A 25179-nucleotide genomic window follows, 5' to 3' on the forward strand; every position below is an offset into this window, starting at 1 on the left:
ATTTTCTTGGATTAACACTCATATAGATTTTCGCCTATTTGAAAAGTGTCAACTTAACTATTCGTAAGAGATGAACCATCCCAAAAAACCGGATTATAAAATAGTATAAAGGTTAAGTGCGCCAAAAAATCGTAGTTCACTCGCCCATCATCTGCACCACCAGGCGGCGAGACCGGCCGCGATTATCAAAATCCACAAAGGCAATTTCTTGCCACGTGCCCAGAGTGAGCTGGCCGTCCACAAACGGCACAGTGATAGAGGGGCCAAGCAAGGCTGCACGGACGTGGGAAAAACCGTTGCCGTCATGCCATCTTTGGTTGTGTTTGTATTCCCAGGCCTGGGCCGCCACGCGCTCAAAAAAATCTTCAAAATCTTGCAGCATCCCACTTTCGTATTCTACCGTGGTAATGGCGCTGGTGGCGCTGGGAGTAAACACAGTCGCCAGACCGTTTTTGAGACCGCTGCCGCGCACTGCCTCTTCTACCCGGCGGGTGATGTTGTAAAAATCGCAAAAGCCTTTGGTGGATAGGCTAAATTCTTGAGTAACAACCATGGGTGACTCCTTTACCGTTCAAAAAGTAGGCAAAATGGTAAAATAACAAAGTAGCAGGGTAGCTGTCTCTTTACCTGGCTACCCTGCGCCTTGTTCAGTCTTTTAGATGAGACGCCGGGTTTAACTCCGCAATCTGGCGCCCAACTCCTGCGCCAGGCGTTTGACAATTTTATCTTGCTGTTTGGCCACCACCTGGTCGGTGAGGGTGCGATCTTGGGCCTGGAAGGTAAGGCTGTAGGCCAGGCTCTTTTTGCCCGGGCCAAGCTGCGCTCCCCAGAACACGTCAAACAAACGCACCTCCACCAGCAAGGGCCGGCCGGTTTGGGCGATGAGCGTTTCCACCTGTTCCGCCGGAAGATTCTCATCCACCACCACGGCAATGTCTTGCTGCACTGCGGGAAAGCGAGAGAGACTCCGCACCACGTACAAGTCCGGTATCTGGCATAGCAAGGCGTCAAGGTCAAAATCGGCGGCCAGCACCGGCTGGCCATCGTCTACTTGCAGCTCGTAAGCAGCCACCACCAGCGGGTGCAACTGGCCCAACACACCCATCGCCTGACCATTGACCCGCAACTCGGTCACCCGACCCGGATGGTAGGCTAGGTGTTGGGTGGGAATGTAAACGATGTTGTCCAGGTGCAGCCCATTGAGAAACGATTCTACCACCCCCTTCAAATCATAAAAGTCAACCACACTCCTATCTGCACCAGGCAGCCAGGTAATGTCCTCACGCGGGCCGGCCATCACCATAGCCAAGCGGACCGGCTCGGCGGGCAGGATGGCGGCTTCGCCCTGTTCCCCCTCTTGAGAAAGAGGATTGGGCAGGTAGACGCTACCCACTTCAAATACCTGCACCCGGTGATGATGTTTGCTATTTTCAGCCGCCATTTCCAATACGCTGTTGAGCAGGCTGTGGCGCATTACGGTCCGCTCCGGGGTGGAGGGATTGGCCAGGGTAACATACTGCGCCCTGGCCGGATAGTCCTGGCCCAATACGCGAGCTTCGGCCTGGGGCGTGGTGAGCCGATAGGTGATCACTTCTTGCAGGCCGGCCTGGATCAACAGATCGCGGGTGCGCTCCTCGCGGTCAAGGGCAGGATTATTACGCTGCGGCGGCAGTTCGTCCGCAATTTCCGATACCGGCAGGCGATCATAACCGTAAATCCGAGCAATTTCTTCAATCAGGTCGGCCCGGCCCGTTGTCGGCTCGGCCGAAATGTCCAGCCGGTGATCCGGCACAGTCACCCGCAAGGTAGGGCTATCGGCCTGAATTTCTTGCACCTGGAATTCCAATGATTCCAAAATATGCTTGATCTTGGCCAATTCAATTTCGATCCCCAACAAGCGGGTCACTTCGGCCTGGGGCAGGTCAAACACCACGGCTTCCGGCGAGTTGGGATAATAATCCAACACCCCCTTGACCGCGGCGCCGGCCAGGTCGGCCATCAATTTGGCCCCTCGCAATGCGCCCAGCATCGCCAGGCTGGGATGCACGCCCCGGCTGAAACGATAGGCCGCCTCAGAGGGAATATTGAGCGCCTGGCTGGTGCGGCGAATGTTGATAAAGTTCCAGGCCGCCGCTTCCAATAGAATGTTTTGGCTTTGCTCACTGACCTCACTTTCTCCCCCCCCCATGATGCCGCCAATACTGAGATTGCCCTTGGGATCGGTGACCAAAATGGAGTAGTCAGGCATCTGGTGAATCTTTTCATCCAAGGTCAGCACAGTTTCGCCGGGTTCGGCCAGACGGGTGATAATTTTAACCACTCCCTCCTTTGTACCCTCCGTTGAGGAGAAAGATGAGGGGGGATACTCAACCGCCCGGTGGCGCAGCACGTCCCAATCAAAGGCATGGTTGGGCTGGCCCGTTTCCAACATCACGTAGTTACTCACGTCCACAATGTTGTTGATGGGGCGCATCCCGGCCAGCCGCAATCGGCGCTGCATCCAATAGGGCGACGGCTTGATTTCGATCCCCTCAAGCAGGATGGTCACAAAGCGGGGGTTCAACTCCGGCTCGGTGGTTTCAATATCCAACACACCTTCCAACGAGGGAGGCAACACCTCGGCGTGGCCCATGGTCAAACCACTGCCGGCCAGAACCGCGGGTTTATAATCGGCCAATTCACCCCCACTGACATCATATACGGCGGGGTAGCGCACTTTCTGGCCCGTCAGCGCGGCTACCTCCCGCGCCACCCCCAAAATGGAGGCGCAGCGGCTGATGTTGGGCGTCAAGTCAATATCCAGCACCACATCGCCCCATAGATCAACCAGGGGTGTACCCGGCGGGGCATCATCCTGTGCCAGGATGATGCCCGTGTGGTCGTCGCTGAGGCCCAGCTCTTTTTCGGAGCAGAGCATATGGCGGTTCATGATCCCCCGCACTTCACGACCCTTGAGCTTCATTTTTGCGCCGGGTTCTTTGGCGTGACCATCGTAGACTGTGGCCCCTTCCATCACAAAAGGCGATTTGAGACCCAGGTGGCTAATGTCGCCCTGGCCGACGAACTCAAACAGGTTGGGTGCGCCGGTAACCACGGTTTCCGGCGCGGCGGCGCCAATGTCAACCGTAGCCAAAACCAGACGATCGGCGTTAGGGTGTTGCTCTACCTTAAGAATGTGGCCCAGCACCAATTTATCATGATCCCAAACTAAATCAGCCCCTTCCACGCCGATATAGTCAATGCCGCCAACTTCCAGCCCGGCCAGGGTTAAACGTTTGGCCAGTTCTGCTACAGGTAACGTAATGTCTACAAAATCTTTTAACCAGCTAATAGGTACTTTCATATTCAACTCTCGATTTTTTAAGTTTTTTGGCAATGGCGGCAAGGTAGCAAGTAGCAGGGTAGCGACTATTATAGCACTCTGCTACTCTGCCATTCTGCTACCCTGCTAAAACTGCTCCAAAAACCGCAGGTCATTGCCCCAGAAATAACGGATGTCCTCGATGCCATGGCGGAGCATGGTGACCCGTTCCGGCCCCATGCCAAAGGCGAAACCGCTGAATTTGTCAGGGTCGTAGCCGCCGTTACGCAACACATTAGGGTGAACCATGCCGCAGCCCAGAATTTCCAGCCAGCCGGTATACTTGCAGATACGGCAACCCCGGCCGTCACACAAAAAACACTGCACGTCCATCTCCGCAGAAGGCTCGGTGAAGGGGAAATGGCTGGCCCGGAAACGCACCGGACGGCCCTCGCCGTAAAGCCGGTTAGTGAAGTTGATGAGCGTGCCCTTTAAATTGCTGAAACGGATGCCAGGACCAACGGCCAACCCTTCAACCTGATAGAATTGAATTTCCGAGCGAGCCGTAATCTGCTCGTGCCGGTAACACATCCCCGGCAAAATGACCCGAATCGGTTCCGGGTAATAGTCGCGCATTACTCGAATTTGGCCGGGTGAGGTGTGGGTTCTTAAAAGCACGTCAGGATTGGTGGTGTAGAAGGTATCCTGCATCTCACGAGCCGGGTGATGCGGCGGGAAGTTGAGGAACTGGAAATTCATTTCGTCGGTTTCCACGTCACGACTGCGATAAACCTGGAAGCCCATTTCGGCCCAAATCTGGTAGATACGGCGCAGGGTTTGGGTGCTGGGATGTAATCGGCCGCGGGACACGGGGCGTCCCGGCAGGGTCACATCGAGCGCGTCCTCCGCCAGGGCTTGCTCCATTTCGGTGACTTTCACGGCCTGGGCTTTCTGCTCGTAGGCCGCTTCCAGTTCTTGACGTAATTGGTTAGCCCGCTGACCAAACGTAGGTCGTTCTTCTTTGGGCAGTTCACCCACCCGCCGCAGCATTTGGGTGATTTCGCCTTTGCGGCCAATGTATTTGCTGTGCCAGGCATCAAGGACATCGCCCGTATTGAGCTGCCCTAACTCGGCGCGGGCGCTTTCGGCCATGGTTTCGAGTTGGTTGAGCATATCTTGTTCTCCTCATCGTGGATAATGTCTATCGTCGGCAGAGCCATATCATAGTCTATCTTGCCTTGTGAGACAAGTAGCAGGGGGCAAGAATGTTGGGCAAATAAAAAGGGCGCAACCGAGAGTGGTCGCGCCCTGGAAAACCCCTTGTTATCTAGCTGCCTCAACCTCCGGCCATCAGAGCGCGCCACAACGCGCCGCTAAAAAAGAAAAAGAACCCCATAAAGGCAAAGGCAAACACGGCCAACCAGGTGTTAGTATTGGCCGTACTATCTTCAGCTTTGGCAATCACTTCTATTTTGGGTTGGTTTTTGAGCCACCGGTAGAGTTGTTTTGACATGATATATTTCTCCTGATATTGATGACAATATAGCACATTCCGGGGTCCATGTCAACCAATTTTTCAAAATTCAACCAAATTTCCTATAATTCAATGATTGTTGAAATAAAATAGCATTTGTTATCTATGTAAGTGACGAATGTCACTTGACATCTACTGGCACAGGGCGTATAATCCAGCATAGATATTTCAATAGAGATTGAAATAGATTGGGGCCTGAATAGAAGGTCGTTTTTTTGGATGATATACTTCAATAGTTATTGAATTAATTACCCAAAAAGGCAATGGAGATGATCGTATGGCCGAGAAGCAAACTATTTGTGGGGAAACATTGGATAAAGCGACCACCATTCTTAAAGCCCTGGCCGATACCAACCGGCTACGGGTGCTTGACCTGCTAATGCAAGGGGACTCGTGTAATTGTGAGTTGAATGATCGCCTGGGGCTGCCGCCCAATTTGCTTTCACATCACTTGCGCATCTTGCGTAAAGCCGGGCTGATCCATAGTCGGCGTGATGCCGTTGACAGCCGCTGGATTTATTATGCTGTAGATCGAAAGGAGATCAGCCGGTGGCGAAACTGGTTCGACGAATTTTTTGATCCGGCTCGAATTCAGCCTCGCCTGGTTTTATGCGGCCCGGAAGGACAACTGACAACTGACGAACGAGTTCAGCCAACCAAAGGAAAATAGAATTATGTCAACTTATCAAGCAGCTTCACCTTCCACCCGACCAGCCTGGCAATTGCCGGCATTAATGGTTGGGGCGGCCATTTTGTGGCTTATTCTGTGGAATGTATTGCAGCCGCTGGCCGATTGGTTGACCTACACCCTGCTGGGTCTATCGCCCGATAGCCATTTTGGCCAGGCAGTCAATTTCTTTTTGTACGACACGTCCAAAATTTTGCTTCTTTTGAGCGGCATGATTTTTCTGGTCACCATCGTCCGGTCATTTTTTAGCCCAGAACGAACTCGCGCCCTTCTCGGCGGCAAACGGGAAGGTATTGGCAATGTGTTGGCCGCCGGGCTGGGCGTGGTCACACCGTTTTGCTCCTGTTCGGCGGTGCCGCTGTTCATCGGTTTTGTGGAAAGTGGAATTCCGGTTGGGGTTACATTTTCGTTTCTCATCGCCACCCCGGTGGTCAACGAGGTAGCCCTGGCCATGCTGCTGGGATTATTTGGTTGGCAGATTGCGGGGCTGTACCTGACGACCGGCCTGGTGATAGCCATTGTGGGCGGGGTAATTATTGGCCGGCTGAAGCCAGAGCGATATGTAGAAGATTTTGTGTGGCAAATTCGGGTAGGCCAGAATCAGGGCGTCGCCGCCAAACCTAGCTGGAATGATCGCATTCGCGATGCCATCCACATGACCCGCCAGATTGTAGGCCGGGTATGGCCGTTTGTGGTGATCGGTATTGCCATTGGCGCGGTCATTCACGGCTACATGCCGGAAGATTTTCTGGCCGGCATTATGGGGCGTCAGGCCTGGTGGTCGGTGCCCGCGGCAGTAGTATTAGGAATTCCCTTGTACGCCAATGCCGCGGGAGTGATCCCCGTGGTCTATGCCCTGTTGGAAAAAGGCGCGGCCCTGGGCACGGCGCTGGCTTTTATGATGTCGGTGGTGGCTTTGAGTTTGCCGGAGATATTCATTTTACGACGGGTTCTCAAACCAAAACTCATTGTGCTCTTCATCGGCATTGTGGGGATAGCCATTATTTTTACCGGCTATTTGTTCAATCTGATTATCCAAATCTAAACTAATGCGGCGACGAAATTGAGTTTCGCCACCAACTGTAGTTGTTCAGATAATGTTTTGGGTAGAGAAAGGACATTGTCCTGTCTCTACCCGGCAAGAATTCAAAATCTTTTTCTGAAAAACTATAAAAAACTATGAGGAGTTAGACGATGATCATTAAAATTTTAGGCGGCGGTTGCGCCAACTGCCAGAAAACAAAAGTTTTGGCGCAAGAGGTTGTTGCGAACCTGGGGCTGGAGGCCCAAATTCAGGAGGTTAAAGATATGGCCGACATCATGGCCTATGGCGTTATGACCACCCCCGCCGTGGTGATTGATGAAAAAGTGGTTCATTCCGGCGGAGTGCCCACCCGCGATAAAATGGTTCAAATACTGCAACAAAATTAATCTTGCGATCTTAAGGAGGTCTACCATGACAACTGCGGCGCAGCAAGGGGCGCAACCCAAAAGTGTAACCAGCCAACTGCCATTTCTGGACCGCTTTCTAACCCTGTGGATTTTTCTGGCCATGGCCGTGGGGGTGGGGCTGGGCTATTTCGTCCCCGGCGTAGAAGCCTTTATCAACCGCTTTCAGGTGGATACCACCAATATCCCTATCGCCATCGGCCTGATTTTGATGATGTACCCACCCCTGGCCAAAGTAAAATATGAAGAGTTGGGCGACGTCTTCCGCAACTGGAAAGTGTTGGGACTGTCGCTGGCCCAAAACTGGATTATTGGGCCTATCTTGATGTTTGGGCTGGCGATCATCTTTCTGCACAACTACCCGGCGTACATGGTCGGCCTGATTATGATTGGCCTGGCCCGTTGTATTGCCATGGTCATTGTCTGGAACGAGTTGGCTAAAGGCGACACCGAATACGCCGCCGGGCTGGTGGCCTTTAACAGCGTATTTCAGGTACTCTTTTACAGCGTGTACGCCTACGTCTTTATCACCGTACTGCCGCCGCTATTTGGCTTGAGCGGCAGTCTGGTAGAAGTGAGCATGGGCCAGATTGCCCAGAGCGTCTTCGTTTATCTGGGCATCCCTTTCATCGCCGGGATGTTGACCCGTTTCGTCCTGATTCGCGCCAAAGGTAAAGAATGGTATGAGACGCAATTCATCCCCTGCATCAGCCCAATCACCTTGATTGCTCTGCTATTTACTATTGTGGTAATGTTCAGTTTGAAGGGCAACCTGATTGTGACCATTCCGCTGGATGTGGTGCGGATTGCTGTTCCCTTGCTTATCTACTTTGTGCTGATGTTCCTGGTTAGTTTTTGGATGGGGCGCAAAATTGGGGCCGATTATGCCAAAACAACCACCATTGCCTTTACCGCGGCCAGCAACAACTTTGAGTTGGCCATTGCCGTGGCCGTGGCTGTGTTTGGCATCAACTCAGGCGTGGCTTTCGCTGCGGTCATCGGGCCGCTGGTGGAGGTACCGGTGCTGATTGGGCTGGTAAACGTGGCTCTCTATTTCCAGCGACGGTATTTTGGCGGGACAGTGACCAGCGCCTCACCAGAGATAATTCAGGCCGCCGGAGAAGCCTGCCAGCCGGGACAGGGTCTGTCCGATGGACAGGAAATAACAAAATAACTACAATCGAGGATAGGAACAACACCAGGGAACGCCATAATTGAATAGGTCTCCGGCCCGCCGATGCGCCAGAGACTTCACCTTCAAAACTTTATTTTATCTATAGAAAGGAAACCTGAAATGACCAAACAAAAAGTGTTGTTCCTCTGTACTGGAAATTCGGCCCGCAGCCAGATGGCCGAAGCATTCCTTAAAAAATATGCTGGCGATCAATATGAGGCCCACAGCGCCGGGTTGGAGCCAAAAGGGATCAACCCCTACACAGTCCGCGTGATGGAAGAAATCGGCATCAGCCTTGATGGGCAACATTCAAAAAGTTTGAAGGAGTATCTGGCCAAGGTCCATTTCCAATATTTTTTTACCGTGTGCGACGATGCGGAGAAGAATTGCCCCCAGGCGTTTTTGATGAGCGCGGGGCGGCATGACCATTGGAGTTTTGAAGACCCTGCGGCACTTGAGGGATCAGATGAAGAAAAGTTGGCCAAATTCCGCGAGGTGCGCGACCAGATTGACCGGCGGATCAAGGAGTGGCTGGCTGAACAAGACGTAACCGTGTAATCGTCACGGCAGCTTAATTAAAAGACTGCGCTTGCCGGATTGTAAATCGCCATAAATTGTAATCCGGCAGGCGTGGAATATTTTTGGTTTATATAATTAGTCATTGAATTTGACTGGCGGCTGATGTTTACCTGGGTTGGTCGGAATAGGTTGAGGATGGGCTGTGTCCGGTGCGCTGCTGATGATAAGCATCTTGCCTTGCCTGGAGTGTGGCGCGCCTCTGATGTTACACTTTTTTTGGCTGCTGCCATTACTTGCCGCTATTCGTACTGCAACCCGTTGCCGCCAGGCGGGCGATGGAAAAACGGGGATAAATGCTTCCATGCAATCCTATTGCAACAAGTAGAAACGCTGAAGAAAAGCTGATCAATCCAAATGAAAGAGCATAACCGTGAAGTACAAACGTTGCCATCGCAGAGTGTGCCGTTGCCTGTGTCAATGTGGACGCGGGCCTGGCCTCAAACGACCGCCTCCGGCCAATCGTGGATAAGGCAATGATTGGCAAAATTGAACCTGGTTACTTAACCATACAGTTGAATGTGGAGGTAAAAACAATGTCTGTTAAATCATCGTCTCTATTTAAGGAATACCTGCCCACGGCGGTCTTACTGCTCATCATGGTGGTCATTGCCCTGTGGTACTTCTTAGCCGGGCCTTCGGGCCAGATGACTACCGGCGCGCCGGCTGTGACTGTCGCCAGCGGGACCATCCTGATGATAGTCGGCTTCATTGCCGGCATATTGGGGGGGCTGATCGGAACCGGCGGCTGTAGTGTGATGCTGCCTATTATTCACTTTTGGATGGGCTATCCGGCCGCCATCGCGGTAGGAACAACCCTGTTTGCCGTTATCTTTACCGCCATCTCCGGGGGCTACGGCCATCTGGTACGCCGCAATTTGGACGTGAAAGCCGTGCTGTGGATAGGCGGGGCCGGAATTTTGGGGGTTGTTCTGGGTTCCTGGCTCTTTACGCTGCTGGCCCCTCATAGCCAACTGCTGGGCCTGATCTTGGGACTGGTCTTTCTGTGGCCGGCTATCCGCATGGTCTGGGAGGGGATTACCCAGCGCAAGCTGCCCCAGCACGAAGGCAACACCATTCCGGGGCCGGTTTGGGGGTGGGCCGTTTTCGGCTTCATCGTGGGCGTCGCCACCGGCGTGGCCGGGTTAGGCGGCGGTTACGCCCTGGTGCCGGGGTTGATCTATCTCTTCGGCGCGCCGGTCTACATCACCATAGGCAGTTCGTTAGCTACCATGATTCCCCTGGCGGTGGCCGGCGGCGGGATAAAACTGATTCAGGGCTTTGTAGACGTGGGGGCCGGGCTGCTGCTGGCCCTGGGCACGATTATCGGGGCGCAGGTTGGTTCGGCCATCATCAAACGTTTCAAACCGACCACCCTTAAGCTCATTTTCGGTCTTTACTTTCTGTACGTGGCCGTCAAATTCATCACGGCCTACTTTGGGATCATGATTTGGTAAAGGCGATCCGTCCATATTGCTCAATGGTTATGGCAGGGAGGCGCGGTCATAGCCTCCCTGCGAAAAAAAGATGCAAGCCCCTCCCCATCAATAATTATTTGTCAGAGGGGAAATACAACCGTAAGAAGGTGTTCTCATGGAGGTCTCTATTTTGGGTACCGGTTGTTATGATTGTCTGAATCTGGAATTGTTGACTGCTCAGGTGTTGAAGGATTTGGACCTGGCCAACGTCAAGCTGGTCTGTGTGAATGATCCACACCAGATTCGCAAATTCATCCCTGAGGATGCGCTGCCCGGTCTGGTCATCAACGGCCGTCTGGTTTCAAGCGGCCGTTTGCCAGATAGAACGGAAATCCAGCGGTGGTTGAGCGAAACAGTGGCCGTGGAATAAAAATAGGTTAGTATATTTTAGCCCAGACGTAGAAACGGCCGATCCCACGGGATCATCACCAGCATCACCAGCAATGACAAGGTGTACCAAATAACCGCCGTTCGGTGCTTTTTTAATGGCTCGGAGGCTTTTTTAGTAAGCACGCGCCCTATGTGGGCCACAATCAGGGCCACGATCATACCAAAGATATGTTCCACGGCAAAAAATCGCAACACGTTATCCCCCATCGCTGCGCCAAAGTTGGCAAACGCAACTTTGGTGATGGGACTAAGGAAAAGATACAACAAGAACCCCAATAGCACATTCATATCTACCAGGCTGACATAGGCCAGTCCCATCTTTTCGTTGGTGCGGGTCCAATCACTTTTGCTGAACCAGCCCCCCAACGATATAGCCACCGTGATAACGCCCACAATCAACACCAACCAGCGAAAAATACTGTGCAACAAGAGAACAAACACGTACATTCAGGCCATCTCCTTGTTTAGATTTACTTGTCAATTTCAAAATTCCAGATCCATTGTTCTTCCCGGCCATCTTTGGTGGTAATAAAGATATCCACGGCATGATTTCCATTTTGAATCTCTTCATCTCTTTCCGGCCACCGGTTATGATCTCTGAGGCTAAACACGTTGCAATCTGGTTCACCACCCCCAAATACGCAGTAACCGGCTGTACGCTCGGTGCGCTCGTGAACTTCGCCGTTGGGGCCATTGATCACAATCTTAACGCTTTCAATCCCGGCGCCATCCTGGTTGCCCTTTTGGGGATCATACACCTCCACCCGGAACACCAGCCGGTCGCGGAAGGTCACATCATTATTGGGACCCTTCAATTGATCCCGGGTAAAACCGGGGATGATGATTTTCCCTTTCAATTCTGACTGCCCGCCCTCAACCGGCACGTCAACCAGCAGCGGCGGGGTAGGCGTGGGCGGCGCGGGTTCGGTGGGGGTGGGCGGGATGGGGGTAGCTGTGGGCAACGGTGTTGGCGTGGGCGGCGTCTGCCCCAAGGGTAAACCTGTTAGATCAATATTGCAAGAAATATACTCCGCCCCGGCACTGACCCAACCGACCTGGCCGGTTTCCAGGACCTGGACTTGAATCCAGGTGTTGTCGGCAATACGGGCTTGAGGCATCACTACCACTCCCTGCAACAACGATGCCAGAGCAGGTTCATACACCACGCCCGGCCCGCTGCGGAGATTAAGGCCATTAGCCACACCACCGTACATTCCGGCAATACCGGTGTGGCCGTATCAGGCGATTGGACGGTATTGCCGGTAGTTTGCGACGTAGTCGGCGACGTAGTCGGCAACGTTGCCGGCGACAATGTTAATGATGGCAACGGGGTTTCGGTAAGTGGAGTTTTCTCGGCGACAGGTGACTCCTCCGTAACCTGCGCCTGGGCCAGCACCGCCTCGGCGGTAAGGGTAGCAGCCGCTGCTTTTTTAACCGCCACTTCGGTGGCAATAAGGTCGGGCGTAGCCGCCGGTTCGTCCCCCGATGGCGCAACCCCACAGGCAAATAAAAATGCGCCGGTTATTATTAATCCCCCCAGATACAACCGCAATCGGACAGGCATGATTCCTCCTTAAAACTCAGCAGCCAGAACATCGAGCACATTCTCGCGCTTGGGTTCACAAAATTTACTCTTCAACGCTTGCAAGGTAGTATCGTAAAATTCGGCATCGGCCTCTTTGATACAATTATCGTAGGCCGTAAACGCTTTTTCAAACAGGGTTTCACTGGCCGTCTTGTTTTTTTCGACAAGCTGAATATGCCCCTGCCCATGATAAGCGGCGCCCAAAGCATGATAGGCTTCGGCCAGGTCGCGGTGCTGGGTAGGGTTCAACAAACCGATACCTTTTTCAAGAGACGTGATCGCCTGTTCATAAACCGGCAGTGCTTGATCGTAATTTCCGGCAAATAGATGGGCTTCCCCCAAAAGACGATAGGTTTTCCCCAGTCCCAGTACCCCTTTAGTCTCCACCTGACTCCCCGTGCCGCTCTCAGCGGCAACCGCCTGGGAATATTGCTCAATGGCCAGATTCAAATAGTCATTCTCCAGACGTTCTGGGGGCGGAAAACTCTGCGCCCGCTGAAAGTAAACGCCACCCAAACCAATATACGCCCGGGGATAATTTTCATCGTTGCCCAACGCCTTTTTGAAGGCTGCTTCGGCCTGGTCCAGATGATTAGCTTTTGTTTCATTCAAGGTGGCGTCTGGGTCGCGAGTGAGGAACAGCGCTTCCCGGCCAATAAAATAATCCAGGATACGCCGGCCTTGCGCCTCATCCCAACTTTCAAGTTCTGGCGAGTTTCCGGCTTCATTAAACACAGTCAGGGCATCTTCATGCCGCCCACTCAAATCTAGGGCCAGCCCTCGGGTAAACCAGACCAGCGCATCGGCGCGGACGCCCAGGTTTTCCTGAAAAAAGTTGCCGGCCCGCTGGTCACGCAAGTCCAACGGCAGCCGCACTTCAATCGGCGAGCCGAGTTGGTGTGTACCCACAATTTCATCCGCTTCATTTTCAAGGTCGGCAATGTAAAATTCGGGGATAAAATAGGGCGGGTTTTCATCAACGGCAATGTTGCCATAGATCACCATCTGAGCGCCAATGCGCTCCGCAATTTTCTGGGCAACTTGCTGGCGCTCCGCCGGAGTATCTCCCTGAACCATCCCAATTTTGCCCCGCTTTTGCAGAAAACTCATACTATCGTGCCAGGCCACGGGTTGGTTTGCCGGCCAGTTTTTATACTCCGCCTGCATCTCGCCAAACATCCACTCGCTCAAGTTTTTGCCGTCTTCCGACACGCTAACCCGGCCCTGGGCATCAACCTGGCCAAAATCAGCGACGGCCACGTTAAAGGTGTTTAACGGCATCTGAGAGGGAACCAAAAAATACCAGGTGGCAAAAGCCGCTATCCCCAACGCCACCATCACCCCAATCACCAGGGGCAGAGCGGGAACGGTGATGTTGCCAATCTTGACAATATTCTTGCCCGCCACAATTTCCATGTCGCCACGATCAAGGCCCAAAGTTAAAGGGGCTAACTGCCTCTCAAGCTCTGCTTTGGAAATTTCATTATTTAATCTGGCCTCAACCAAGGCAATCGCCGTCTGGTGATCTTCAATTTGATTAATCAGGTCAAGGGGAGCGTTGCCGCCGAATTTGGCTTCACGCTCCTGGAGGATATTCAAGTGATGATGGAGAGTTTCCAGAAACTGTTTTAATTCGATGTCATCCATTTTAAGATTGCCAAAAAATATATAATTCAGACCCAAGCTTGCCCTGTGCAAACGATATGGGTGCTGGTGAAATTCACTTTTTTATATTGAGGAATGATTGGCTAAGGGGTGTGCAGCACCAGACCTTAACATTCAACGGGGGAATTATAGCATGCGCAAAATACAATTACAATAATCTGATGAATTTTATCTTGGATTTTGCCAGACGGGGTATCATTTTAAGCCGTGATCATGGATGCAGCCACCCCCAAACATATCTGCATTATTATAGTGCTGCCCCACAATAGGTAAGCAGCCAATTTTTCCCGCCGATAGACCACCTCGCCCAACAAAGCATTAAAAACCACCACCGCCACGCCAATGGTGGGCAGCAGCAATAAGGTCCATTTGCCGGCGATGCGGTCGGCGCGCCCCAGGGCATTGAAGTGGACAGGCAAAACGGCGGGCAAGTCGGCAAAGGTAAAGGCCAAATACCCTAACAGCGCCAGCCAGAGCAGACCGGCCAGGCCTAATAACCACCAGGCCAGAGGATCGGCCAGGAGCGGCGTGTTGAGCGGCCAACTCCGGCGCATGCCGGTTGACCACTCCTGCGTGGGGCCAAGCGATTGGCGAGACTGCCAGGCCTGCAGAAAACGATCAGGCTGCTGCGGGGAGATGACATAAGTTCGGCCCAAAGTTATCACCAACAAACTATTAACCAGCGGCGCGGCGGCGTAAAATTTAAGGGGACTAAATCCGGCCAGCCGGCCCCAGCCATAGCGCAACCCGGCCAAATTTAGGCCCCAAAAACGGGCCGACTCGGCGACTGTTTGGGCCGGGATGATGGCTTCAATATGGTCAACAGGGATGCGATACTCAATCAAGCCCCATTGGATGGCCAAACCATTGCGGCTCAGATGATAGTGCAGTTTAAAAGCGATGGCGGCCCAATAGAAAGCAACAATGACTACAAGCAAAGCCACCAGCAAACCAATGAATATTTTGAAAAGGTCGAAGGGATCGCTTTGTTGGAACAATAAACTGACGACCCTGCACATAACTTCGGGGCAGTCAATAGGCATTTCAAGAGAAACACCTTGAGGTAACAAGGTAAGGAGAAATATAACCACAGTGGCAGCTAAAATTGCCACAATGAGGGCCAGAAATCCACTGCGGGTAGGATAAGGTTGAAACGTCATAGGGCCAGGTCTTCTAACTTCCAGCGTTTCAGGTCATCAATCATGCGATAGGCGGTCATATCCAGGTTAACCGGAGTAATGGAAATGAGTTTGTTGGCCAACGCCCAGATGTCGGTCCCGTGATCGGCCACGCCTTGGGGAGGCAGACCACCAATCCAATAGTAAGGCCGGCCTCGTGGGTCTTCACGCGCCACCAGTTTGTCCCGGTAAACACGATGGCCCAGGCGGGTCAGTTCAATACCCTTTATCTCCGACCAGGGCACATCGGGCAAATTAATGTTCAGAAACATATTGGCGGGCAAGCCACGTTCACTCACTTTTTGGACCAACCGGGCGCAGAAGGCAACAATGGGCGTGTAATCAATTTCTTCGGCGATCTGTAAAAGGCCATCATTGTCGGACCCATCTAAAACCGTGGGCAGCACCTCGTCATCATTTCGTTCACGCGAAATGGCCAGGGCAGGCACGCCTCTGATGGTGGCCTCAACGGCTGCGGCCACTGTGCCGGAGTAAAAAACATCATATCCCAAATTGGCTCCGTGATTGATACCGGAAATGACCAGCTCTGGTTGCGGCTCTACCACTCCCAACAAAGCCAGGGCCACACAGTCGGGCGGAGGGGCCGTTGAGACAAAGGCCGGGCTGCCGTCGGACAGGGTGAAGGGATCAACCCGCAGGGGTTTATGCATGGTTTTGGGATGCCCGGAGGCCGACCAGTTGTGATCGGGGGCAAACACAATGGTATCGGCCACGCTGTCCAGGGCCTTTTTGAGCGGAAAAAGGGCCGGGGCGTTTATGCCGTCGTCGTTGGTGATGAGGATGAGCATAGGCTTTTTTCTAACCCCTGATAACGCGATTACGGAGGGGAGGTAGCACAAACCCTTGAGGTTTATCAGCGGCTTCTTCCTCCTTCTCCTCTTCTTCCTCGTGAGTGATAAAGACCCGAATTGGTTCGGTTTTGGTTTCATTCCCCGCCGAGTCGTAGGCCACCACGTGAATCAGGTGGGACTCGGTATAGCCCAGGGTGGTGCTGATAATGGTCCAGCCATCGGAATAGACTTTTTGATAGCCAATCTTTTTTTCAGCCGGCTCATCGGGGGGCAGCGCTGCTAACTCCTCGGGGTCGGTAATGGGTGTAGTGACCGTAACTACGTGGGTTACGGTAAAAAATTCGCCGGTTTCAATGATTGAACCATCGGGTTGGGTAATGACCACGCTTTGCGTAACCGGCGCTTCCCAAAAAACCTGGGTGTCGGACAAAACCAGATTCCAGCGCAGGGTATAGGGGTCTACCGTGCTTTGGCCAATTTTCTGATTGTCCATAAAATACTCAACCCGGTTCATGGAGAAGTTGTCAAGCGCGTCAACCTGCAAATTGATCCATTCGTCATCTTCCAACACGTAAACGCGCTCCGGCTCCGGGTTGATGATTTCAACTTCCGGGGGGGTGTTGTCAACCGTAACTTGCACGGCCTTACGCTCAACGCTCTGGTCGCCCCTGACTACGGTCAGTTGCAGGGTATATAGACCTTCTTCCTCGACAGTGGTATCCCAAAATTCCAACGGGCCGCCTTCAACCGGGCTGCCGTGGTCGCCGCCCAGTTGCCGCCACTCAGCCGGGTTGAGACCCTGGCCGTATTCAAGGCGATACAATTGAAAGCCGTCCAGTTGCGCATTGCCCGTTATCACTACCCCACCTTTGACATACTCATACGGACGCGGATTGATTACGGCTACCGGCCCCAGGTTGATGGCCGGACCGGTGCTGTCGTCGTATTCGGTGGGTGGTTGGGGAATGTCGTTCTCGCGCACCCAATCGTTGGCCACCGGCGGGTAAATTTCATACACGCGCTCTTCTACCAATTCCGGGGGGGTATAGACGGTAGCCAATTTTCCGTTTTCGCGGTTGACCCGGAAAACCTGATGCACGTTGTCTTTTTGTTTGGGTTCGGTGCCTTCCAGAAAAATTTCAGTGACAGTGCGCTCGGTGTGGTCGCCGGGCAACAGGCCGGAGACTGCGTCAACCTGCACGTCCACCAGGCCCCGGGGACGCTGCCAATACTCAATCGGTTTGTCTTGGTGGTAATAAAGCATCACATCGTGCCAGATAGGGGCTGCTCCGGAAAGACCGGTCACATCTTTCATTTCTTCATTGTTGTTGTTGCCCACCCACACGGCTGTGGCCAGTTGGGGGGTGAAGCCTACGGTCCAGTTGTCTCTAAAGTTGTTGGTGGTGCCGGTTTTGGCCGCAATAGGCCGGTCCTCAAAATCACGTTTCAAAACACTATTCGCGCCAAAGGCAGGGGTTCGGGCGGTGTTGTCGGAAAGAATGTCAACCATAAGATAAGCCAGGGCAGGGTCAAGGATTTGTTCGGTGGTTGGCTCTTTGTATTCGTAAATAATATGGCCCTCTTTGTCCTCAATACGCAGAATAGCCACCGGGTCCAAGGTGCGATGGCCGGGCCGGCGGTCTACTTCAGGCACAGGCTGGCCGGCCATGATGCCTAAATTGGACATTACGCTGAAGGCGTAAGCCATATCAATGGGCTTCACTTCGCCCCCGCCCAGGGTGAGGGCCAGGCCATAATAATCGGCGTTGAGCGTGGTCAGGCCCATCCGGTGCGCGGTGGCGATCACGTTTTTGATGCCGGCTTTGTGCAGCACCCACACGGCGGGAATGTTATAGCTGTTGGCCAGAGCGTTACGCAAACGCACCGGACCGTGATATTCGCGGTCGTAGTTCTCCGGCACGTAGGGCGGGTTGGGGTCGTCAGGAAAGGATTGGCGCACGTCCATGACCATGGTGGCCGCATTGTACACGCCCTGGGAGAAAAGAGTGGTATAATTAAAAGGTTTGAAGGACGAACCGGGCTGGCGGCCAGGGTCGGCCGTGCAGACGTTGACATTGCCATCATTCTGCTCATCCCAATAATCTACGCTGCCAACCAGGGCCAGAATCTCGCCGGTTTTGGGGCGGATGGAAACAACACAGGCGTTGTTAGCATTGTGGTTATTGTCCTTTAACTCTTGGATATGGTTGGCCGCAATTTCCTGAGCCTTTTTGTTCAAGTCCAGATCAAGGGAAGTATAGACTTTTAAGCCGCCCCGGTAAATCAAGCCAAGGTCGTTGATGTTATATTTGCCGGGCGTACGCTCAAGTTCCTTGCGCACATGCACCGCAAAGTGAGGGGCCACAATATTAAATCGCTCTTGAATCTTTTTGACCTGCATCTCTTCTTTGTAGATTTCATCAGCCTCTGCGCGGGTCAGGGCGCCTTCTTCCACCATCCGGTTTAAGGTGATAAGCTGGCGATACTTGGCCTTTTCCGCATTGTCAATGGGGTTGAGGTAGGGGTATTGAGGAATAGGGGCCAGCATAGCGCATTCGGCTTTAGTTAGGGCGCTGGCGGGTTTGTCAAAATAAACGCGGGCCGCCGCATCAATGCCGTAGGCTAAGTTAAAATAAGAGTTGGTGTTAAAATACCATTCCAGAATCTGGTCCTTGTCAAAACGACGTGTAATTTCAACAGCTAGAAGCACTTCTTTCAGTTTACGGGTGTAAGAAAGTTGGGTGCGTTCTTCTTTGTCAATCAAAATGTTTTTGATGAGCTGTTGGGTAATGGAACTGCCGCCCTGAACCTGCTCGCCTTGCAAGTTTTGCACAAAGGCGCGGCCAATTCCCTCGGGGTCAAAGCCGGGATTTTCATAGAAAGTTTTATCTTCCAGAATAATCGTGGCATCGCGGCAAAATTCAGGAATTTCACTCAATTCAACATAGTTGCGGTCACCCCATAAGGGGTCAAAAATCTCATAGAGTAACACCTGGCCGGTGCGATCATAAATCTTGGTGGTTTCAAAATCTTCCTGCTCGGTTTCAATAGAGGTGGGGTCGGGCAGTTGTTGGGCAAAACTATCATAAACTGCATACGCTGCGCCAACACTGGTCAGGAAAGAGATAAAAATTGCGGCCACCGCCAGGGCCACAAGCAATAATCCCAGGCTCAAAACATACAGCAGAATTTTCGGTTTTTGTTCTTGCACCCGCCGCCGGCGACGACGGGTAATCATCACTTTTCGACTGGCTTGCATGAGGCATTATCCTGAAAACAACTGAACTTCAACAAAAACGGCACACCGGCTCGAGAAAACAACCAGTCTACCGTTGAAACGGCATGGTAGCAGAAAGGAAGAGGTTGAGCAAGTTAAAAAATACTTTTCGACGGGTCAAAAAACTGGATAAACACGGGTTCATAGTTTGTAAAAGTCGGCGCAATTGTGTATGCTTAAAATGTTGAATTTAGGGCATTGAACTTGTTTACATGATTTTACCATTGTGGTAGAATAATGAGCGTTAAAAGAGGTTCCAGTGTCAAAATTTAGAATTCTTTGTATTGAAGATAACCCTGATACGCAACGCATGCTCACCTTTGTTTTGGCCCGGGCCGGCTACGATGTGATTACAGCCGATGACGGGCCGCAAGGTATTCAAAAGGCCCGAGCCTGGCGTCCGGCCCTCATCCTGGTGGATATGATGATGCCCAAGATGAGTGGCGCGGAAACTATTGAAAAACTGCGCCAGATTGAAGCGATTAAAGATGTTCCTATTTTGGTCCTCTCGGCCTACAAAGACCAGGCGCTTATTGATGAGGCCCTGGAAGCCGGCGCCGATGATTATTTAATCAAAACCGTTTTACCCGACGACTTAACCGAGATTATTGACCGGTGTTTAGAGATAGGAACAGTCGTATTAACTCAAAAAACCGCCCATATTAGAGTTAGGGGAGAAAACAAAAAAGCAACCGCAAAAAAAGAAGAAGAAAAAGAAGAAGAAGAGTGATTCTTTTGATCTGGCCTGTAATCCTGCAAAACAGACCAAACGGTCTGTTTTTTTGTTTCCCCTTACTCTTACCGGCGCTGCCGCATCCTCGATGAAAAAGGAACGACGAACGATAATACTTGGTTGGTCATTCGCCGGGAGTGGCTGGTCAAGAACACAATCTCCTCGTAAAATAATAGACGATGTCCCTAAATTTTGGATGAAAATTACCCCACTTTAGGCCGTTGTTTAGCCAACTTTTGCCCCACAATTTTATTTCTTCTCTATCACCAACAAGTGAGATAGGCCAAAGATACGCAAAGGTGTTTTTTCAAAAACGTAGGTAACTCGCTGCAAAACACGTCCCAGGACCGGGCGATGAGCCATCACGTTATCGTAACCGGGATAGATTTGGGTATGCGTGATAATAGTCACCGGCAGTTTGGCGACAAGCCGTCTGAGGTTGCCAATAGTATAGGCGCGAACATGCGGGGCCAATTTCCGCCTAAACCTATCCGGCAGATAGTTGAGCAGGGGCATGTTGCCAAAATGGTATTGCCCACGCCAGTAGTGGCCGTGTGTTTCAAACGGATAAAGACGATTGGGACAAAAGATAACGGCGCGCCCCCCCTGTTTAAGCACCCGAACCATTTCAGCCACGCACAGGGCATCGTTTTGGACGTGCTCAATGACCTCATGACTCAAAACCAAATCAAAATAGCCGGACGGATAGGGCAAATTTTCTCCGGCAGCCACATGCGCCAAAGGAGAATACCCATAACTCTCGGCGACGCGCTCCGGTTCAATATCCAGCCCAACTACGTTGGGCGTAAATTCCCGCAACACCCGGAGATACAGCCCCACGCCACAACCATCAACCAAAACTTTGCTCCGGCCCGAAAGGCGTTCCCCGGCCGCCGCTTTAATCATGGCCAGGCGGCGATTCTGCCCGGCCCGCCAAACCAAGCTGGGCACGCCCCGCTCGTCGGCTTTGGGGAATCCAGCAGAATTGGTCATTTGACCCCCACATGCAAGGCCACGGTCTTAAACATTAGCAGCGTATATTTTACCTCCCGCAGCCCCACGCTTTCCATTTCAACTTGCAATTCAGCGGGACGTAAGAAGGCGTCGGCGGAAGCGGGCAGGTAACTATAGGCATCTCGCTGGCCGGTAATGAAGCCGCCCAGGAGAGGCACAACGTGGTGAAAATAGAAACAAAATACACTGCCCCATAAATTATCCGCCGGGCGCGGAACATCCAAAATCAGAACCCGTCCCCCAACCCGGCAGACTCGTCTTTGCTCGGCCAGGGCCTGGGAGACGCTGGTTACGTTGCGCAGCAAAAACCCACTGGCCACAGCGTCAAACGCATTATCGGCAAAGGGTAAATGAAGCGTATCGGCTCCACTCCAACTCAATAGCTCGGCCAACTTTGGGTTTGACCACCTTTGTTTCCGCCGGCGCTGTTGGGCCACATGCAGCATGGGCAAGGTAAAATCCGCCCCAACAACGCGCGCCAGATGAGGGTATTGTTTCAGGGCCATAAAAGTAATGTCGCCGGTGCCGGCGGCAATGTCTAACAGCCTGCCGCCGGGCGATAATGACGCTTGCTCAAGCAACAATCTCCGCCAGCGGACATCCTGCCCGCCGGTCATTAGCCGATTCATTAAATCATACCGATGGGCAATGCGGGCGAACATAGTTTTAACGTATTGTTTTTTTTCAACCGGGGAAGTGAAAGTCATGGCCTCATTATCGGTAAACAACCGGCAATTGTCAATTTTCTAAAAACAGCAACAAAAAAGCCCCCGCTCATCGGGGGCTTAAAATTCTTCTGAGAAAAATCAACTAACTGCTCAGCTTGGGGTAAATCATCCCCCCCAGCGAGCTAAAAAGCCCGGAGATCAAAGAACCTATGACACCCACAATGAGAAACATTCCAAAAACACGCCCGCCCAAAGCAATAATATCGGTAGACAGGCCATAGCTAACCAAACCTTCCAACTGCTCCGGGGTAAATTGGTTCACAATGCCCTGGCCAAAATTAACAATGGGAATCCCCAACACCGACACCCCCACGGCGGCCAAGATCATGGCAATAATGCCGCCATACACCCCCGACCAAAAACCGGCCATCCAGCCCACCTTGCCGCCCTGATAACTGCTCTGCACCTTATCCCCGGCCAAAATGCCGGCCAACATTCCGGTGCTCAACCAGGCCACCAAAAAACCGGGCACCACCAGACAGGCCAAAAACTGCAAGGGAATCAGGCTGATTAACATCAAAAGCAAAATACAAATTCCGCCCACTAAACTGGCCTTTAAGCTGGAAATTACCAGTGAACCCGGCTGATTACTTTTTTGCGCTCTTTTTGATTTGACCCGGCGGCGCGGCCTGGAAACAATTTGAGGATGTTGTTGTCTTTGGGTTATGACCGTCATAACGCGCTCCTTCCTCTTTTTTAGTTGAAGTGGTTATTTTGTTTTTTCTAAAATTACCGACTGTTCCCTGAGCCGTATGGTAATTTCTACACAACCCTTATCTATCAAACTAAGGTCATTATAGCATGATTGCGTACCGTTTGGCAATTATCACTAAGCCATTTGGCCTACGCAATCTCTACGCAAACTGGGGAGATTTTACTACAAATCTCTTAGTTTGCAAAATAGGCCGGGCTAATTTGAAATAGGCCGGGCCAATTTAAAACAGACCCCCTCCCGATATTGCCCCTATTTACGGAATGTGTTAATATCGGTTAAAGGTTAAGCAACGTTAATTATGTCCAAAGATCGCGTATCCTGTTAGAGGGGATAAAAAAGATGACCAAGAAAAAAACGAGTCCGGCCAAAGAAGTTAAAACTACTCCCACCCAATGGCTCACGGATTTTGATAAATACCTTTTGGGTGAAGGCACGCATGAACGAACCTACGAAAAAATGGGCGCCCACCTGGTTGAATTGAACAATCAAAAAGGCGTCCATTTTGCCGTGTGGGCGCCCAGCGCCCGGCAGGTTTATGTGATGGGCGAATTCAACGGGTGGCATGGCGAAAGCCACCCCATGCACTCCAGCGACAGCGGCATCTGGACGCTATTTGTGCCGGGCTTAGAGGAATACGCGCTATATAAATATCGCGTTGTTTCCCAAACCGGCGAGAGCTTTGATAAAACCGACCCCTATAGTTTTGCCATTGAACAACGCCCCAAAACTGCCTCAGTGGTGGTCAATCTTAGTCGCTACCAATGGGGCGACAGCAATTGGGTCAGCCATCGCGCCAAACACCAGGCCTTTGACGCCCCCATGTCTATCTACGAAGTCCATCTTGGCTCCTGGCGCAAAGTGCCCGATGAACAATGGGGCATCCGCTACCTGACCTACCGGGAATTGGCCGACGAATTAATCCCTTATGTGCAGGAATTGGGCTACACCCACATTGAGCTAATGCCTATTGCTGAGCATCCCCTGGACGCTTCCTGGGGCTATCAGGTGCTTGGCTTCTTTGCGGCCACCAGTCGTTTTGGCCCGCCGGAAGATTTAATGTATTTTATTGACCAATGCCATCAACACAAGATTGGGGTGATTTTGGATTGGGTGCCGGCCCACTTCCCCAAAGACGGTGCGGGGCTTAATTATTTTGACGGCACTCATCTTTACTCCCACGCCGACCCCCGCCAGGGGGAGCATCAAGATTGGGGCACGCTCATTTTTAATTACGGGCGCAACGAAGTCCGCGCCTTTTTAATTTCCAATGCCCTGTTTTGGCTCGACAAATACCATTTTGATGGCTTGCGGGTTGACGCGGTGGCTTCGATGCTTTATCTTGACTACTCCCGCGAAGAGGGACAATGGATACCCAACGAATACGGCGGGCGCGAAAATCTGGCCGCCATCAGCTTTTTACGCAAAGTCAACGAAGTAGTGCATGGCGTCTTCCCTGGGGTGCTGACCATTGCCGAAGAGTCCACGGCCTGGCCCATGGTCTCGCGGCCTACCTATATGGGCGGCCTGGGCTTCAGCTTAAAATGGAACATGGGCTGGATGCACGACACCCTCAAATATATGAGCAAAGATCCCGTTTTTCGCAGATACCATCACAACGACATGACCTTTAGCCTGCTATATGCCTTTAATGAAAACTTTATTCTGCCGCTCTCGCACGACGAGGTGGTCCACGGCAAAGGTTCGCTGGTCAACAAAATGTCGGGGGATGAGTGGCAGAAATTTGCCAATTTGCGGGCTTACTACGGCTTTATGTGGGGACACCCCGGCAAAAAATTACTCTTTATGGGCGGCGAATTCGGCCAGTGGCAGGAGTGGAACTTTACCACCAGCCTGGAGTGGGAAGCTCTGCAAGCGCCCAATCACCAGAGCGTGCAACGTTTTATTAAGGACTTAAATCACCTTTATCAAAATGAGCCGGCCTTGTACGAGGACGACTTTGAGTGGACCGGCTTCACCTGGCTTGACGCCAACGATAGCGACAACAGCGTTTTTGCCTTCATCCGTAACGCCAGGTCCTCCGCTGAGTTCATCGTGGTGGTCAGCAACTTTACCCCTGTGCCGCGCCACAATTACCGCATCGGCGTGCCCAGGCCCGGCTACTACCAGGAAATCCTCAACAGCGATGCGACCCTCTACTGGGGCAGCAACGTAGGCAATGAAGGGGGTCGAGAAACAGAAAGCGTGCCCATGCATGGACACGCCCAATCACTCTCGCTTACGCTACCACCTCTGGCCACCATTATGCTTAAACTGAAGGGCTAAAGCAGTACAGCATTATTCGTTATATTGGAGCAACGAGAAAACGTTATAACCCTGTAGCTTCTCTCGCCCCTTGAGAAAGTTTAACTCGATGACAAAGGCTACGCCTATCACCTCGCCGCCCAATTTCTCAACCAGATTGCAGGTGGCTTTGGCCGTGCCGCCCGTGGCCAGCAGGTCGTCTACAACCAAAACCTTCTGTCCCTTCTCAACGGCATCCACATGGATTTCAATGGTGTTTGTGCCATACTCTAACTCGTAACTTTCGGCGGTGGTTTCGGCGGGTAGTTTGCCCGGCTTCCGCACCGGCACAAACCCAACGCCTAACTGATAAGCCAGCGGCGCGCCAAAAATAAAGCCCCTGGATTCTATCCCCGCTACTACATCCACCCCCGCCTCCCGATAATGACGAACCAGTTGGTCAACACTTTCCTTAAAAGCAGTCGGGTTTTTGAGCAAGGTTGTAATATCATAAAATAAAATACCCTCTATGGGAAAATCTGGTACGCTACGGATAGTGCTTGCTAAATCCATTGTAGTGCTCCTCTTTTGTCTGTATGATCATCATGGCCTGGGTATGATTAAAACTGGGCTACAAAAGA

General features: G+C 52.2%; 24 protein-coding genes. 9 read left to right on the forward strand and 15 right to left on the reverse strand.

What is annotated here, in order from left to right; translation table 11 throughout:
* Positions 1-136 precede the first annotated feature (136 nt).
* The 4 genes from JW953_17645 to JW953_17660 form a co-directional block, all read right to left on the reverse strand.
* Positions 137-553, reverse strand: a complete 417-nt coding sequence (locus JW953_17645) for a YjbQ family protein (protein MBN1994526.1) — start codon at positions 551-553, stop codon at positions 137-139.
* A gap of 120 nt (positions 554-673) precedes the next feature.
* Complete coding sequence (locus JW953_17650; GenBank protein MBN1994527.1) at positions 674-3343, reverse strand: phenylalanine--tRNA ligase subunit beta; 2670 nt, start codon at positions 3341-3343, stop codon at positions 674-676.
* 105 nt (positions 3344-3448) lie between these two features.
* Positions 3449-4474 (reverse strand): phenylalanine--tRNA ligase subunit alpha, encoded by a 1026-nt coding sequence (gene pheS, locus JW953_17655; protein MBN1994528.1) that lies wholly within the window; start codon positions 4472-4474, stop codon positions 3449-3451.
* A gap of 163 nt (positions 4475-4637) precedes the next feature.
* Positions 4638-4814 carry a hypothetical protein gene (locus tag JW953_17660; protein ID MBN1994529.1) on the reverse strand — a complete coding sequence of 59 codons (177 nt, stop codon included), beginning with the start codon at positions 4812-4814 and terminating at the stop codon, positions 4638-4640.
* A gap of 298 nt (positions 4815-5112) precedes the next feature.
* Between JW953_17660 and JW953_17665 the strand changes: the two genes are divergently transcribed.
* From JW953_17665 to JW953_17695, 7 genes are all read left to right on the forward strand, one after another.
* On the forward strand, positions 5113-5505 hold the full coding sequence (locus JW953_17665) for a winged helix-turn-helix transcriptional regulator (GenBank protein MBN1994530.1): 393 nt from the start codon (positions 5113-5115) through the stop codon (positions 5503-5505).
* 4 nt (positions 5506-5509) lie between these two features.
* Complete coding sequence (locus tag JW953_17670; protein ID MBN1994531.1) at positions 5510-6568, forward strand: permease; 1059 nt, start codon at positions 5510-5512, stop codon at positions 6566-6568.
* A 149-nt stretch (positions 6569-6717) separates the two neighbouring features.
* The gene (locus JW953_17675) at positions 6718-6954 is read left to right on the forward strand and encodes a TM0996/MTH895 family glutaredoxin-like protein (GenBank protein MBN1994532.1); all 237 of its coding nucleotides are present in this window, start codon (positions 6718-6720) and stop codon (positions 6952-6954) included.
* A 25-nt stretch (positions 6955-6979) separates the two neighbouring features.
* Entirely contained in the window at positions 6980-8146 is a 1167-nt protein-coding gene (gene arsB / locus JW953_17680; protein MBN1994533.1) for an ACR3 family arsenite efflux transporter, read from the forward strand.
* Positions 8147-8266: 120 nt separating this feature from the next.
* On the forward strand, positions 8267-8704 hold the full coding sequence (locus JW953_17685) for an arsenate reductase ArsC (protein ID MBN1994534.1): 438 nt from the start codon (positions 8267-8269) through the stop codon (positions 8702-8704).
* A gap of 554 nt (positions 8705-9258) precedes the next feature.
* The gene (locus JW953_17690; GenBank protein MBN1994535.1) at positions 9259-10179 is read left to right on the forward strand and encodes a sulfite exporter TauE/SafE family protein; all 921 of its coding nucleotides are present in this window, start codon (positions 9259-9261) and stop codon (positions 10177-10179) included.
* Between the two features lie 136 nt (positions 10180-10315).
* Positions 10316-10570, forward strand: a complete 255-nt coding sequence (locus JW953_17695) for a thioredoxin family protein (protein ID MBN1994536.1) — start codon at positions 10316-10318, stop codon at positions 10568-10570.
* 17 nt (positions 10571-10587) lie between these two features.
* Here the strand turns inward: JW953_17695 and JW953_17700 are convergent, their stop codons facing one another.
* The 7 genes from JW953_17700 to JW953_17730 form a co-directional block, all read right to left on the reverse strand.
* The gene (locus JW953_17700; protein ID MBN1994537.1) at positions 10588-11037 is read right to left on the reverse strand and encodes a hypothetical protein; all 450 of its coding nucleotides are present in this window, start codon (positions 11035-11037) and stop codon (positions 10588-10590) included.
* Positions 11038-11060: 23 nt separating this feature from the next.
* On the reverse strand, positions 11061-11792 hold the full coding sequence (locus tag JW953_17705) for an SH3 domain-containing protein (GenBank protein MBN1994538.1): 732 nt from the start codon (positions 11790-11792) through the stop codon (positions 11061-11063).
* A complete protein-coding gene (locus JW953_17710; GenBank protein ID MBN1994539.1) occupies positions 11711-12154 on the reverse strand; it encodes a hypothetical protein in 444 nt (147 codons plus the stop codon). The genes JW953_17705 and JW953_17710 overlap by 82 nt, the downstream gene beginning before the upstream one ends.
* 9 nt (positions 12155-12163) lie before the next feature.
* On the reverse strand, positions 12164-13822 hold the full coding sequence (locus tag JW953_17715; GenBank protein MBN1994540.1) for a tetratricopeptide repeat protein: 1659 nt from the start codon (positions 13820-13822) through the stop codon (positions 12164-12166).
* A gap of 218 nt (positions 13823-14040) precedes the next feature.
* Positions 14041-15000 carry a DUF1648 domain-containing protein gene (locus JW953_17720; GenBank protein ID MBN1994541.1) on the reverse strand — a complete coding sequence of 320 codons (960 nt, stop codon included), beginning with the start codon at positions 14998-15000 and terminating at the stop codon, positions 14041-14043.
* Positions 14997-15827 carry a 5'/3'-nucleotidase SurE gene (gene surE / locus JW953_17725; GenBank protein ID MBN1994542.1) on the reverse strand — a complete coding sequence of 277 codons (831 nt, stop codon included), beginning with the start codon at positions 15825-15827 and terminating at the stop codon, positions 14997-14999. The genes JW953_17720 and surE overlap by 4 nt, the downstream gene beginning before the upstream one ends.
* 10 nt (positions 15828-15837) lie before the next feature.
* Positions 15838-19089, reverse strand: a complete 3252-nt coding sequence (locus JW953_17730) for a transglycosylase domain-containing protein (GenBank protein MBN1994543.1) — start codon at positions 19087-19089, stop codon at positions 15838-15840.
* 277 nt (positions 19090-19366) lie between these two features.
* On the opposite strand from JW953_17730, the gene JW953_17735 reads away from it, so the two are divergent.
* Entirely contained in the window at positions 19367-19837 is a 471-nt protein-coding gene (locus JW953_17735; GenBank protein ID MBN1994544.1) for a response regulator, read from the forward strand.
* A gap of 252 nt (positions 19838-20089) precedes the next feature.
* On the opposite strand, the gene JW953_17740 is transcribed toward JW953_17735, so the two are convergent.
* From JW953_17740 to JW953_17750, 3 genes are all read right to left on the reverse strand, one after another.
* Complete coding sequence (locus JW953_17740) at positions 20090-20833, reverse strand: class I SAM-dependent methyltransferase (GenBank protein MBN1994545.1); 744 nt, start codon at positions 20831-20833, stop codon at positions 20090-20092.
* A complete protein-coding gene (locus JW953_17745; GenBank protein ID MBN1994546.1) occupies positions 20830-21561 on the reverse strand; it encodes a ubiquinone/menaquinone biosynthesis methyltransferase in 732 nt (243 codons plus the stop codon). The genes JW953_17740 and JW953_17745 overlap by 4 nt, the downstream gene beginning before the upstream one ends.
* Before the next feature lie 103 nt (positions 21562-21664).
* Entirely contained in the window at positions 21665-22258 is a 594-nt protein-coding gene (locus JW953_17750) for a hypothetical protein (protein MBN1994547.1), read from the reverse strand.
* A 378-nt stretch (positions 22259-22636) separates the two neighbouring features.
* Here JW953_17750 and glgB point away from each other — a divergent pair, with 378 nt between their 5' ends.
* Positions 22637-24580 carry a 1,4-alpha-glucan branching protein GlgB gene (gene glgB, locus JW953_17755; GenBank protein ID MBN1994548.1) on the forward strand — a complete coding sequence of 648 codons (1944 nt, stop codon included), beginning with the start codon at positions 22637-22639 and terminating at the stop codon, positions 24578-24580.
* 12 nt (positions 24581-24592) lie between these two features.
* Here glgB and JW953_17760 read toward each other — a convergent pair whose 3' ends face one another.
* Positions 24593-25111, reverse strand: a complete 519-nt coding sequence (locus JW953_17760) for an adenine phosphoribosyltransferase (GenBank protein MBN1994549.1) — start codon at positions 25109-25111, stop codon at positions 24593-24595.
* Positions 25112-25179: the final 68 nt, after the last annotated feature.

Source organism: Anaerolineae bacterium (genome assembly GCA_016931895.1).
Classification (GTDB): domain Bacteria; phylum Chloroflexota; class Anaerolineae; order 4572-78; family J111; genus JAFGNV01.